General features: G+C 64.4%; 11 protein-coding genes. 3 read left to right on the top strand and 8 right to left on the bottom strand.

What is annotated here, in order from left to right; all coding sequences use genetic code 11:
* Nucleotides 1-88: 88 nt before the first annotated feature.
* The 5 genes from AC0L30_RS29720 to AC0L30_RS29700 form a co-directional block, all read right to left on the bottom strand.
* Nucleotides 89-496: a F0F1 ATP synthase subunit epsilon gene (locus AC0L30_RS29720; RefSeq protein WP_007598897.1), complete on the bottom strand. Its 408-nt coding sequence runs from the start codon at nucleotides 494-496 to the stop codon at nucleotides 89-91.
* Nucleotides 497-582: 86 nt separating this feature from the next.
* Entirely contained in the window at nucleotides 583-2,025 is a 1,443-nt protein-coding gene (gene atpD, locus AC0L30_RS29715; protein ID WP_007598896.1) for a F0F1 ATP synthase subunit beta, read from the bottom strand.
* Nucleotides 2,026-2,077: 52 nt separating this feature from the next.
* Nucleotides 2,078-2,953 (bottom strand): F0F1 ATP synthase subunit gamma, encoded by an 876-nt coding sequence (locus AC0L30_RS29710; RefSeq protein ID WP_007598895.1) that lies wholly within the window; start codon nucleotides 2,951-2,953, stop codon nucleotides 2,078-2,080.
* 153 nt (nucleotides 2,954-3,106) lie between these two features.
* Nucleotides 3,107-4,636: a F0F1 ATP synthase subunit alpha gene (gene atpA / locus AC0L30_RS29705; RefSeq protein WP_007598893.1), complete on the bottom strand. Its 1,530-nt coding sequence runs from the start codon at nucleotides 4,634-4,636 to the stop codon at nucleotides 3,107-3,109.
* Nucleotides 4,636-5,196 carry a F0F1 ATP synthase subunit delta gene (locus AC0L30_RS29700; RefSeq protein ID WP_007598889.1) on the bottom strand — a complete coding sequence of 187 codons (561 nt, stop codon included), beginning with the start codon at nucleotides 5,194-5,196 and terminating at the stop codon, nucleotides 4,636-4,638. Before AC0L30_RS29700 ends, atpA begins: the two co-directional genes overlap by 1 nt.
* A gap of 646 nt (nucleotides 5,197-5,842) precedes the next feature.
* Between AC0L30_RS29700 and AC0L30_RS29695 the strand changes: the two genes are divergently transcribed.
* Nucleotides 5,843-6,352 carry a septal ring lytic transglycosylase RlpA family protein gene (locus tag AC0L30_RS29695; RefSeq protein WP_007598887.1) on the top strand — a complete coding sequence of 170 codons (510 nt, stop codon included), beginning with the start codon at nucleotides 5,843-5,845 and terminating at the stop codon, nucleotides 6,350-6,352.
* Between the two features lie 158 nt (nucleotides 6,353-6,510).
* Here the strand turns inward: AC0L30_RS29695 and AC0L30_RS29690 are convergent, their stop codons facing one another.
* Nucleotides 6,511-8,721, bottom strand: a complete 2,211-nt coding sequence (locus AC0L30_RS29690) for a primosomal protein N' (protein WP_473405829.1) — start codon at nucleotides 8,719-8,721, stop codon at nucleotides 6,511-6,513.
* 111 nt (nucleotides 8,722-8,832) lie between these two features.
* Between AC0L30_RS29690 and AC0L30_RS29685 the strand changes: the two genes are divergently transcribed.
* The gene (locus AC0L30_RS29685) at nucleotides 8,833-9,798 is read left to right on the top strand and encodes a tyrosine recombinase XerC (RefSeq protein WP_219681807.1); all 966 of its coding nucleotides are present in this window, start codon (nucleotides 8,833-8,835) and stop codon (nucleotides 9,796-9,798) included.
* A 100-nt stretch (nucleotides 9,799-9,898) separates the two neighbouring features.
* On the top strand, nucleotides 9,899-10,489 hold the full coding sequence (locus AC0L30_RS29680) for a DUF4337 domain-containing protein (RefSeq protein WP_007598882.1): 591 nt from the start codon (nucleotides 9,899-9,901) through the stop codon (nucleotides 10,487-10,489).
* Nucleotides 10,490-10,593: 104 nt separating this feature from the next.
* Here the strand turns inward: AC0L30_RS29680 and AC0L30_RS29675 are convergent, their stop codons facing one another.
* Nucleotides 10,594-11,124 carry a hypothetical protein gene (locus AC0L30_RS29675; RefSeq protein ID WP_219681808.1) on the bottom strand — a complete coding sequence of 177 codons (531 nt, stop codon included), beginning with the start codon at nucleotides 11,122-11,124 and terminating at the stop codon, nucleotides 10,594-10,596.
* A gap of 33 nt (nucleotides 11,125-11,157) precedes the next feature.
* On the bottom strand, nucleotides 11,158-12,555 hold the full coding sequence (lpdA, locus tag AC0L30_RS29670) for a dihydrolipoyl dehydrogenase (protein ID WP_219681809.1): 1,398 nt from the start codon (nucleotides 12,553-12,555) through the stop codon (nucleotides 11,158-11,160).
* Nucleotides 12,556-12,582: the final 27 nt, after the last annotated feature.

The raw sequence follows: 12,582 nt of genomic DNA, 5'->3' as shown, positions 1-12,582 counted from the left end.
ACAAAGTTTCAGCGCCCGCCACTTCCGTGACGAGCGCTGAACTTATTCAGGAATTTTCAGTTCGGGCCCCGGCGCGATGCACCGGGGCTTAATGCATAGCCGTGCTGCTGAGCTGCTGCTGGATGCTCTTGAAATGGTCGAGCCGCGCGATGGCTTGATCGAGCTCGTTGCCTTCGTGCTCCTTCAATCCCTCTTCCATCTCCGAGATAGTCGCGGCGAACTGGGCGCGATCGAGCTCGGCCAGCGAGGTCGCGACGTCGGCGAGTACCGTCAGGCCCTTGTCGGAAACTTCGGCGATACCGCCGAGCACGATGATCTTCTCGTGCTTGCCGCCGGTGGTCACGGTGAGAATGCCGGGCCGGATCGCGGCCACGACCGGAGCGTGTCCCGCCAGCACGCCGAAATCACCTTCGACGCCGGGGATATCGACCTGGTCGACCTCGCCCGAGAAGGCGAGCTTTTCCGGCGAGACGAGATCGAAGTGGAAGGTGGCCATTGGAAACCTGCGAATGGTGAGTAGCGAATTGCGAATGGAGCGGGAGCAGCGCGACTATTCGCTACTCCCTGCTCGCCCTTCGCAGCTTAGGCCGCCTCGGCCGCCAGCTTCTTGCCCTTCTCGATCGCCTCTTCGATGGTGCCGACCATGTAGAAGGCGGCTTCCGGCAGGTGATCGTACTTGCCTTCGCAGAGGCCGCGGAAGCCCTTGATGGTGTCCGCGAGGTCGACGAACTTGCCGGGCGAGCCGGTGAAGATTTCGGCGACGTGGAACGGCTGCGACAGGAAGCGCTCGATCTTGCGGGCGCGGGCCACCGTCAGCTTGTCCTCTTCCGAAAGCTCGTCCATGCCGAGAATGGCGATGATGTCCTGCAGCGACTTGTAGCGCTGCAGCACCTGCTGGACCTGACGCGCGGTGTCGTAATGCTCCTGGCCGACGACGAGCGGCGAGAGCATGCGCGAGGTCGAGTCGAGCGGATCCACCGCCGGATAGATGCCCTTTTCCGAGATCGCGCGGTTCAACACCGTGGTGGCGTCCAAATGCGCGAACGAGGTCGCGGGCGCCGGGTCGGTCAAGTCGTCGGCCGGAACGTAAATGGCCTGCACCGAAGTGATCGAACCCTTCTGCGTGGTGGTGATGCGCTCCTGCAGCGCGCCCATGTCGGTGGCAAGCGTCGGCTGGTAACCCACGGCGCTCGGGATACGACCGAGCAGCGCCGACACTTCAGAACCGGCCTGGGTGAAGCGGAAGATGTTGTCGACGAAGAACAGCACGTCCTGACCCTGGTCACGGAAGTGCTCGGCGACGGTCAGACCGGTGAGGCCGACGCGGGCGCGGGCGCCGGGCGGCTCGTTCATCTGGCCGAACACCAGCGCGCACTTCGACTTGACGCTCGGATCCGGATTGTGCGGATCGGCGTTGACCTTGGACTCGATGAACTCGTGATAGAGGTCGTTGCCCTCGCGGGTACGCTCGCCGACGCCGGCGAACACGGAGTAACCACCGTGCGCCTTCGCGACGTTGTTGATCAGCTCCTGAATCAGCACGGTCTTGCCGACGCCGGCGCCGCCGAACAGGCCGATCTTGCCGCCCTTGGCGTAGGGCGCGAGCAAGTCGACGACCTTGATGCCTGTGACGAGAATTTCAGCTTCGGTCGACTGGTCGGTGTAGCTCGGCGCTTCCTGGTGGATGGCGCGCATGCCTTCGGACTGGATCGGGCCGGCTTCGTCGATCGGCTCGCCGATCACGTTCATGATGCGGCCGAGCGTGCCCGCGCCGACGGGAACCGAGATCGGCTGACCGGTGTCGGTCACTTCCTGGCCGCGGACCAGACCTTCGGTCACGTCCATCGCGATCGTGCGCACGGTGGACTCACCGAGATGCTGCGCAACTTCCAGCACGAGGCGGATGTTGCCGTTCCTGGTTTCCAACGAATTCAGAATGGCCGGCAGATGGCCTTCGAACTGAACGTCGACGACGGCGCCCATGACCTGGGTGACACGACCGACCTGGGTAGCTGCTGTAGCCATGAAGCTCTCCTTCGAAATTCTTTACTTGAACGACCGTCGTTTGGTTCGTGCGTCAGACCGCCTCGGCGCCGGAGATGATCTCGATCAACTCCTTGGTGATCTGGGCTTGACGGGTTCGGTTGTAGATCTGGGTTTGCTTGCGGATCATTTCGCCCGCGTTGCGGGTGGCGTTGTCCATCGAGCTCATCTGCGCGCCGTAGAACGAGGCGTTGTTTTCCAGCAGCGCGCGGAAAATCTGCACCGCGATATTCCGCGGCAACAGGCCGGAGAGGAGTTCGTCTTCCTCCGGCTCGTAGTCGTAGGACGTCGACGGCGCGTTCGCCGCCTTTTCTTCCACGGTCAACGGAATGATCTGCTGCGCGGTCGGGACCTGGGCGATCACCGACTTGAACTGCGCGTAGAACAGCGTGCAGACGTCGAATTCGCCGTTGTCGAAGCGGGCCAAGACCTTCTTGGCGATGTCCTCGGCGTTGAGGAAGCCGAGCTGACGAACGCCGCGCAGGTCGAGGTGCTCGATGATCTGCTTGTCGTACAGGCGGCGGAGCTGCTCGTAGCCCTTGCGACCGACGCAGAAGAATTTGACTTCCTTGCCCTGCGCGATCAGCGCCTGGGCGCGCTCGCGCGCGAGACGCACGATCGAGGAGTTGAAGGCGCCGGACAGACCACGCTCGCCGGTGCAGACCAGCAGCAGGTGAACCTGATCCTTGCCGGTGCCGCCCAGCAGCACCGGAGCGCCGGGCGAACCGGCGGCAGCGCTGGCGATGTTGGAGATCACCGCGCTCATCTTGTCGGCATAGGGCCGCGCCGCCTCGGCCGCCTGCTGGGCGCGGCGCAACCGGGACGCCGCGACCATCTGCATGGCCTTGGTGATCTTCTGCGTCGCCTTGGTGGAGGCGATGCGGACGCGCATGTCTTTAAGTGACGCCATTCTTCGTTCACCCCGGCGGTTCGACCCCTTGGATCAAGCCGCTAGCCTATCCCAGTCGTCATGCCCGGGCGTGTCCCGGGCATCCACGTCTTCGTTTCCATGCAGTGAGGCACGGAAGGCCGGGACACGAAGCCCGGCCTTGCGACCGTTCTCTTATGCGAAGCTCTTGGCGAAACCTTCGACCACCGACTTCAGCTTGGCGGCACTGTCGTCGGAGAGATCGCGGCTATCGCGGATCGCGTTGAGGATATCGACGTTCTTGCCGCGCAGCAGCGACAACAGACCGTCCTCGAACGCGCGCACCTTGTTGACCGGAAGCGGATCGAGATAGCCGTTGGTGCCGGCCCAGATCACGCAGACCTGCTCTTCCATCTTCAGCGGCGCGAACTGCGGCTGCTTCAGGAGCTCGGTGAGACGCGAGCCGCGGTTGAGCAGGCGCTGGGTCGAGGCGTCGAGGTCGGAGCCGAACTGCGCGAACGCCGCCATTTCGCGGTACTGCGCCAGCTCGCCCTTGATCTTGCCGGCGACCTTCTTGGTGGCCTTGGTCTGCGCCGAGGAGCCGACGCGCGACACCGACAGACCGACGTTCACCGCGGGGCGGATGCCCTGGAAGAACAGGTCGGTTTCGAGGAAGATCTGGCCGTCGGTGATCGAGATGACGTTGGTCGGAATGTAGGCCGACACGTCGTTGGCCTGGGTTTCGATGACCGGCAGCGCCGTCAGCGAGCCCGAGCCCTGGTCCTTGTTCAGCTTCGCCGCGCGCTCGAGCAGGCGGGAATGCAGATAGAACACGTCGCCCGGATAGGCTTCGCGGCCCGGCGGGCGGCGCAGCAGGAGCGACATCTGGCGGTAGGCGACGGCCTGCTTGGACAAATCGTCATAGATGATGACGGCGTGCATGCCGTTGTCGCGGAAGTACTCGCCCATGGTGCAGCCGGTGAACGGCGCGATGTACTGCATCGGCGCCGGATCCGACGCGGTGGCGGCCACGATGATCGAATATTCGAGCGCGCCCTGCTCTTCCAGCACCTTCACGAACTGGGCAACGGTCGAGCGCTTCTGGCCGATCGCGACGTAGACGCAATACAGCTTGATGTTCTCGTCCGGCTGCGCGTTGAGCGGCTTCTGGTTGAGGATGGTGTCGAGCGCGATCGCGGTCTTGCCGGTCTGACGGTCGCCGATGATCAGCTCGCGCTGGCCGCGGCCGATCGGGATCAGGGCGTCGATCGCCTTGAGGCCGGTCGCCATCGGCTCGTTCACCGATTTGCGCGGAATGATGCCGGGCGCCTTGACGTCGACGCGCATGCGCTTGTCGGCCTGGATCGGGCCCTTGCCGTCGATGGGGTTGCCGAGCGCGTCGACGACGCGGCCGAGCAGGCCCTTGCCGACCGGCGCGTCCACGATGGCGCGGGTGCGCTTGACGGTCTGACCTTCCTTGATCTCGCGGTCGGCGCCGAAAATGACGATACCGACGTTGTCGGTTTCGAGGTTCAGCGCCATGCCGCGGGTGCCGTTCTCGAACTCGACCATTTCACCGGCCTGGACGTTATCCAGACCGTAAACGCGGGCGATACCGTCGCCGACGGACAGCACCTGTCCGACTTCGGAGACTTCAGCTTCCTGGCCGAAATTCTTGATCTGGTCCTTGAGGATCGCGGAAATTTCCGCGGCGCGGATGTCCATCAGCCTGCCTCTTTCATCGCGTGCTTGATCGAATTGAGTTTGGTGCGAAGCGAGCTATCGATCATCCGGCTGCCAAGCTTGACCACGAGGCCACCGATGATCGAGGGATCGATCTTCACGTTGAGCGCGACGTCCTTGCCGGTGACCGACTTCAGGGCAACCTTGAGGGCGTCGAGATTCTTGTCCGAGAGCGCCTCCGCCACGGTGACGTCGGCCGTCGCCTCGCCCTTGAACCTGGCGACCAGGGCGCGATAGGCGCGGATGACGTCAGCCACCGCGAACAGGCGGCGGTTGGCGGTCAGCACTTTCAGGAAATTGGCGGAGATGCCGGCGATGCCCGCCTTGTCCAAAACGGCCGAGAGGGCCCTGGACTGGGCATCGGCCGCGAACACAGGGCTGCGGACGAGGCGCTTCAGATCGGCGCTTTCGTTCAGCATGCCCTCGAATTTTTCGAGATCGGCTTTGACCTCGTCGACCACTTTCTGGTCGCGGGCCAGTTCAAACAAGGCCGTTGCATAACGGCCCGACACACCGGAAACGGACGTATCTTCTGCAGCCACAGACGTGCTCTTTTTGCTGTCAAACTCGCAAGGGAAAAACCGTCGCCACAAAGCGGCGCCTAGCGATCCAAGCCCTTGGAATTCAAGCGGGACTTCGATTTTCGACCCCGCACGGAAGTGCCGGGCTCGTTAAAATCGCGGCTTTGCTAACATAGCAGGCGCGCACGTGCAACATGACGCCAAATTAAAGGCATGACGTTCTGTCGCCAGTTCGTCGCACTCCACGACGACGCGACGACGACCTGCCATGCCGCGGAATTGCCACAGCCCCTAAGCCCACCCCCGAGCCGATGCCGGCCATTGGTTCCTGCCCTCAGCGCATAGCGGCCATGAACACGGATCGCTGAGGCGTGATTCCGGCGCATCCAGCTTCACTCGCCGAATACTTTCCGAATTCTAAATGCGGAAAGCGATGACTTCGTTTTACAGTATTCGCGAGTAATTTAGAGGTTAACGAATCGTTAAATTCCAATATTACGGGATGTCGGCTGAATATCTCCACCGGTAACAAGATATTACACGGCGACACAGAACGGATTTACTGCCCAATTCACGCCTCATTAGGAATCGAAACGCGGTCCCGCTCGCAAACTTACGGGGGCTCCACTTGCCACATATGTGGCAATACTAGCTTAGGAACCAATATATGCTTTGTTTGAAGACGCTGGGCTCAGTGACCCGGCCGCGTACGGCGATCGCTTTTGTTGCCGCAACTCTTCTCATCGGGGGAACTGCCACCGAAGCTTCCGCCAAATCCCGGCATCACCATCGGTATTCCCACCATCATCACCGCCACCAGGCCCAGAACGATGCCAACACGTCCTCCGATTGGCGTAACGCCAATGCGTCGATGACGCCGTCGCAGGGCACCGGACGTGCCTTCTCCGGCATGGCTTCCTTTTACGGGAACGAGTCCGGCAGCAGGACTGCCTCGGGCCAGCGCTTCAACCAGAACGCCATGACCGCGGCGCACCGTTCGCTGCCGTTCGGCACCAAGCTGCGGGTCACCCATGGCGGCTCCAGCGTCATCGTCACCATCAACGACCGTGGCCCGTTCGTTCGCGGCCGTGTCCTCGACCTCTCCACGGGCGCTGCCCGCGCTATCGGCCTCACCGGCGCCGGCGTCGGCCGCGTCACCGCGGAAGTCGTCTCCTAGAGCGCGCGACGCGTGAAACAAGCCCGCCGTCTTGGGGGACGGCGGGCTTCGTCATTCCGGGGCGCGCGCAGCGCGAGCCCGGAATCCATCGAACAGCAGGGTCGGTGGATGAATGGATTCCGGGTTCGCGACTTCGTCGCGCCCCGGAATGACAGCGGCTACAAAAAGCTCTGCGGATCGACGTCGACCTCGAGCTTTTGATTGCCCTTCGGCTTCGGGCATACGGCAAGCCAGTTGCGCAGATAATCCGACAGGTCGAAGCCGCGCGCCGATTTCACCAGGATGCGGAAGCGGTAGCGGCCCTTGATGACGGCGAGCGGGGCTTCCGCTGGGCCCAGCACCACCACCCGCTCGTCGCGCGGCGCGAGCGCAACGAGGTGGCGGCCGAAGCCTTCGGCGCTCGGCCGGTCGCCGGCGGAAATGATCAGGCTCGCGAGCCGCCCGAACGGCGGATACAGCGTGCGTTCGCGCAAATCGATCTCGCTGTCGTAGAACGCTTCACGGTCGCAGGCGATCAGCGCCTTCATCACGGGATGGTCGGGCTGGTGGGTCTGGAGATAGCCGACGCCGCGGCCCTGCTCGCGCCCGGCGCGGCCGATCACCTGGTTGAGCAATTGCCAGGTGCGCTCGGAGGCGCGCGGATCGCCATTGGACAGGCCGAGATCCGCATCGACCACGCCGACAAGATTGAGCCGCGGGAAATTGTGGCCCTTGGCGACGAGCTGGGTGCCGATGATGACGTCGACGCGGCCCTCCGCGATGTCATTCAGCTCGGAGCGCATCGTCTCGATCGAGGTGATGAGATCGCTCGACAGCACCATGGTGCGCGCCTCCGGGAACAGCGCGGCCGCCTCTTCCTGCAAGCGCTCGACGCCGGGCCCGACCGCGACCAGCGATTCCTCCGCCGCGCAATGCGGGCAGGTTTGCGGACGCGGCATCGAGAAGCCGCAATGGTGACAGACGAGGCGCTGGCGGAAGCGGTGATCGACCAACCAGGCATCGCAGATGGTGCAGGCAAAGCGATGGCCGCAGGCGCGGCACAGCGTCAACGGCGCATAGCCGCGGCGATTGAGGAACAATAGCGCCTGCTCGCGCCGCTCGATCGCGGTCCTGATCTCGGACGCCAGCCACGGCGAGATGAAGCGGCCGCGCGCCGGCGGCTCGCGGCGCATGTCGATGGCCTCGATATGCGGCATGTGCTGGCCGCCGAAGCGTGACGGCAGCGCGATGCGCTGATAGCGGTTCTTGCGCGCATTGACCTCGGATTCGACCGACGGCGTCGCCGATGCCAGCACGATCGGAACCTTCGCGATATGCGCGCGCACCACCGCCATGTCGCGGGCGTGATAATGCACGCCTTCGTCCTGCTTGTAGGCCTGGTCGTGCTCTTCATCGACCACGATGAGGCCGAGATTGGCGTAGGGCAGAAACAGCGCCGAGCGCGCGCCGACCACGACCGGCGCGCTGCCCTCGGAGATCGCCGCCCAATTGCGTGCGCGGGTGCGCGGCGTCAGCTCGGAATGCCATTCCAAGGGACGCACGCCAAAACGCTGCGCGAAGCGATCGAGAAACTGGCCGGTGAGCGCGATCTCCGGCATCAGGATCAGCGACTGTTTTCCGCGGCGGATCGCCTCGGCCACGGCTTCGAAGTAAACCTCGGTCTTGCCCGAGCCGGTGACACCGTCGAGCAGCGCGACGTGAAAGCTGCCGTTGGCCGCGAGCGCGCGCATCGCATCAACTCCGGCGCGCTGGAGCGGCGAAAAATCCGGCCGGCTGAAATCCGGATCTGGCGGCGGCGGCGGTGGAGGCGGCGGCATCGGCTCGACCGTGAGCGTGCCTTCGTCGACGAGGCCGTCGATCACGCCGGCCGAAACGCCGGCCTCCTTGGCCGCCTCGGACTTGCCGTGCAGCAGCCGGTCCGACAGCACCTCGATCAGGCGCTGCCGCGCCGGCGTCAGTCGCCGCGGGAGATCGCCGGTCAGGCGCACGCCGGCGCGCACCCGCTCGGGGCCGAGGTTCTCGCCCATCCGCAGGCACATGCGCAGCACCATGCCGCGCGGGCTCAGCGTGTAATTGGCGATCCAGTCCACGACTGCACGCAGCTCGGGCTTCAGCGGCGGGATGTCGAGCTTTTCGCTGACCTCCTTGAGGCGGTTGTGCAGGCGCGGATCCGGATTGGCGTTTTCGGCCCAAACCACGGCGAGCACCTCGCGCGGGCCGAGCGGCACGCCAATAATGTCGCCCGCCTTCAGCTCCATCCCACGCGGCACCTTGTACGAATAGGTCTGGTCGAGCGCGACCGGCACCAGCACGTCGACCATGCGGGTCGCGTTGGCGGAGACGGCGTTGCTGCGCGACGTGTGGTCCATGGAGGGGAATCGGAACCCGGGGGCTTCAAGGCTAGCGCCCTGAGGCGGCCTTAGCGAACGATAAACGAGTGTGATGCGATATACTGAGTGGAATCACCACGTCCAGAGCGCATGAGCAAAGCGGCCGCCCCACAGATCGAGCTCGCCAGCGCCGATCCTGACATCGCGCAGGAGATGACGCGCTGGCTGTCGCATCTCGGCGCGGAGCGACGGCTGTCGCCGAAGACGCTCGAGGCCTATGGCCGCGATTTGCGGCAGTGCCTGAATTTCCTCTGCGGCCATTGGGGCGAGCGGGTGACGCTGAAGCGTTTCGCCGCGCTGGAAGCCACCGATATCAGGGCCTTCATGGCGATGCGCCGCGCCGATGATATTGCCGGGCGCTCGCTGATGCGCGCACTCGCGGGCCTGCGCTCGTTTGGCCGCTTCCTCGAACGCGAAGGCAAGGGCAAGGTCGGCGCACTCTCGGCGATCCGCGCGCCGAAAGTCGCAAAGAGCCTGCCAAAGCCGCTGCCGATGGCGTCGGCCAAACGTCTTGCGGACGCCGACGAGCGCGCCGGCGAGGATCGCGAGACCTGGATTTTGGCGCGCGATGCCGCGGTGATGGCACTCCTCTACGGCTCGGGCCTGCGCATCTCCGAAGCGCTGGGGCTGACGCGCCGCGAGGTGCCGCGTCCCGGTGAAGGCGACGTGCTGATCGTGACAGGCAAAGGCAACAAGACCCGCATGGTGCCGGTGCTCCAGAACGTGCTCGCGCTGGTGCAGGAGTATGTCGCGATGTGCCCGTATCCGCTGCCGGCCGAAGGCCCGATCTTCGTCGGCGCACGCGGCGGGCCGTTGAGCCCGCGCATCATCCAGCTCGCGATGGAGCGGCTGCGCGGCGCGCTCGGCCTGCCCGACAGCGCCACGCCGCACGCGCTCCGGCATTCCTTCGCCACGCATCTGTTGTCGCGCGGCGGCGATTTGCGCGCGATCCAGGAATTGCTCGGCCATGCCTCGCTCTCGACCACGCAGATCTATACCGGCATCGATGCCGAGCGGCTGCTGGAAGTCTATGCCAGCGCGCATCCGCGGCGCTGATGCTGACATGAAGCTGTCATAGCAAGCCTCGCGGCGCGCATGCCTCTTGCGCGGCGCCCGCGGTTCGGTCAATCGTGGGGAACCGAGCCAGGAGGAATTTATGAGCGCACATGAAAGCATGGAGCATGCCGAGCACGCCGAACACGCGTCCGGCTCGAACAAGAAGATCGCGCTCCTGATCGCGGTCCTGGCGCTGTTCCTGGCGATCTCCGAGACGCTCGGCAAGGGCGCCCAGACCGAATCGATCAGCAAGAACGTCGAGGCCTCCAACCTCTGGGCCTTCTTCCAGGCCAAGAGCATCCGCCGCACCGTGGTGCAGACCATGGCCGACCAGGGCAAGCTCATCCTCGGCGCGGCGAGCGACGAGGCCAACAAGGTGGCCGTGCAGAAGCAGATCGAGGACTGGCAGAAGACCGCGCAGCGCTACCGCTCCGAGCCCGAGACCGGCGAAGGCACCGAGCAGCTGGCCGAAAAGGCCAAGCACGCCGAGCATGAGCGCGACGAGGCGACTGCGAAGTATCATCACTTCGAGCTGGCGTCCGCCGCCTTCCAGATCGGCATCGTCCTGGCCTCGGCGACGATCATCACCGGCATGCTACCGCTCGCCTGGATCGCGGGCCTGCTGTCGCTTGCCGGACTTGGAATGACCGTGCTCGGCGCATGGTCGCCGCATCTGCTGCATCTGCATTGAGGCTCGTAGCCCGCATGAGCGCAGCGACATGCGGGGAGCCACAATAAGGAATCCCGGATATCGCTTTGCTCATCCGGGCTACGCGACGCTCATTGCGTCGACGCTCAACGCGCTTCGTGCACGCTCTTGCGAAAACGCTGGATCAGGCGGAGGGTTCGTGAGGACCAGCCTTCGCCGTTGCCGGCGATCAGCTCCTTGATGCGCCGCTTGACCGGATCGACCAGCTCGGCGGCCTTGGCACGCAGCTTCAGCACCAGATCGTACAGCCGCTCGAACCAGTGCATCTCCATCAGCTTGTCGCGCGTCACATCGAACACGAAGGCGGTGACGCCGACCCCGAGCAGCTTTGCGAACACGATGGTGAAGACCGCGCTGGTCCAGTATTCGTGCGTGAGCAGCCACAGGCCGACCAGCTTGAGCGGAAACAGCGGGATGATGGGCACGGCGAACACTATCAGCGTCATCGCCGGCGACAGCGCATCGACGCGGTCCGACAGCCATTGCTTGAACCGGGCGAGCGGGACAATTGCGACAACCCGCGCGACGATCGGTTCGAGATGGTCCCACAGCCAGGCTTCGATCAGGAAGATGATCGCAAGCAGGACCCAGACCGGTTGAAGCAGGCGGCGTAGCATGTGTTTCCCGCCCGATTCGGCGCTGGGCGCCACCTACATATGGATGGCCCGCTTGCCGACTGCAAGCGCGGCTTCCTTGATGGCCTCGGAGCGGGTCGGGTGCGCGTGGCAGGTGCGCGCGAGATCCTCCGCGCTGCCGCCAAACTCCATGAGAACGGCCGCCTCATGGATCATTTCGCCGGCCTCAATGCCGATAATGTGCACGCCGAGCACGCGATCGGTCTTCGCATCTGCGAGAATCTTCACAAAGCCGTCGGTGGTCTGGTTGACCTTGGAGCGGCCGTTGGCGGTAAAGGGAAACTTTCCGACCGTATAAGCCACGCCCGCCTGCTTCAGCTCCTCCTCGGTCTTGCCGACGGAGGATACTTCCGGCGTGGTATACACGACGCCTGGGATAACATCGTAGTTCACGTGGCCGGCCTGCCCCGCGATGATCTCGGCAACCGCGACGCCTTCATCCTCGGCCTTGTGCGCGAGCATCGGGCCCGCGACGACGTCGCCGATGGCATAGACGCCCTTCACGCTGGTGGCGAAGTGCGGATCGATCTGCACGCGGCCGCGATTGTCGAGCGCAACGCCGGCTTCCTTCAAGCCCAGCCCATCCGTGTACGGCACACGGCCGATACAGACGAGAACGACATCGGCTTCCAGCGTCTCGGCAGCGCCGCCGGCGGCGGGCTCGACCGTCGCCTTCAGCGCCTTGCCGGAGGTGTCCACGCCCGTGACCTTGGCACCCAGCTTGAACGCAAAGCCCTGCTTCTCCAGGATGCGCTGGAATTGCTTGGCGATCTCCCCGTCCATGCCGGGCAGGATGCGGTCGAGGAATTCGACGACGACGACTTCGGCGCCGAGACGCTTCCACACTGAGCCGAGCTCGAGGCCGATCACGCCGGCGCCGACGATCAAGAGCTTGCCGGGGACCTTGTCCAGCGACAGCGCGCCGGTCGACGACACGATACGCGTCTCGTCGATCTCGATGCCCTTCAGACGCGCGATGTCCGAGCCGGTGGCGATCACGATGCTCTTGGTCTCGATCACTTGCGACTTGCCGTCGGCGGAGATCTCGACCTTGCCGGTGCCGAGAATCTTGCCGGCTCCCTTGAGCACGTCGATCTTGTTCTTCTTCATCAGGAACTCGACGCCCTTGACGTTGCCGTCGATGCCCTGCTGCTTGAAGTTCATCATCGCAGGCAAATCGAGCTTCGGCGCGGAAACGCTGACGCCCATCTTGGCGAAGGAATGCCCGGCCTCCTCGAACATTTCGGAGGCGTGCAACAGCGCCTTCGACGGCATGCAGCCGACATTGAGGCAGGTGCCGCCGAGCGTCGCGTTCTTTTCCACCACGGCGACTTTCATGCCGAGCTGCGCTGCACGCACCGCGCAGACATAACCGCCCGGTCCGGTGCCGATGACGACGAGATCGTATGCCATGAGAGAAAGTCCCGTAAGTTTAGCGTT

The sequence above is a fragment of the Bradyrhizobium sp. MI1.11 genome (genome assembly GCF_055811255.1).
The sequence above is the reverse complement of the archived record's forward strand: the minus strand, read 5'-3'. Positions and strand labels throughout refer to the sequence as shown.

Bases quoted from the DNA above. Each gene is read 5' to 3' on its own strand.
- AC0L30_RS29690 (WP_473405829.1), bottom strand. From the start codon at position 8,721: ATGGACCACACGTCGCGCAGCAACGCCGTCTCCGCCAACGCGACCCGC.
- AC0L30_RS29695 (WP_007598887.1), top strand. From the start codon at position 5,843: ATGCTTTGTTTGAAGACGCTGGGCTCAGTGACCCGGCCGCGTACGGCG.
- atpA (WP_007598893.1), bottom strand. From the start codon at position 4,636: ATGGACATCCGCGCCGCGGAAATTTCCGCGATCCTCAAGGACCAGATC.
- AC0L30_RS29675 (WP_219681808.1), bottom strand. From the start codon at position 11,124: ATGCTACGCCGCCTGCTTCAACCGGTCTGGGTCCTGCTTGCGATCATC.
- AC0L30_RS29710 (WP_007598895.1), bottom strand. From the start codon at position 2,953: ATGGCGTCACTTAAAGACATGCGCGTCCGCATCGCCTCCACCAAGGCG.
- AC0L30_RS29720 (WP_007598897.1), bottom strand. From the start codon at position 496: ATGGCCACCTTCCACTTCGATCTCGTCTCGCCGGAAAAGCTCGCCTTC.
- AC0L30_RS29685 (WP_219681807.1), top strand. From the start codon at position 8,833: ATGAGCAAAGCGGCCGCCCCACAGATCGAGCTCGCCAGCGCCGATCCT.
- AC0L30_RS29680 (WP_007598882.1), top strand. From the start codon at position 9,899: ATGAGCGCACATGAAAGCATGGAGCATGCCGAGCACGCCGAACACGCG.
- lpdA (WP_219681809.1), bottom strand. From the start codon at position 12,555: ATGGCATACGATCTCGTCGTCATCGGCACCGGACCGGGCGGTTATGTC.
- atpD (WP_007598896.1), bottom strand. From the start codon at position 2,025: ATGGCTACAGCAGCTACCCAGGTCGGTCGTGTCACCCAGGTCATGGGC.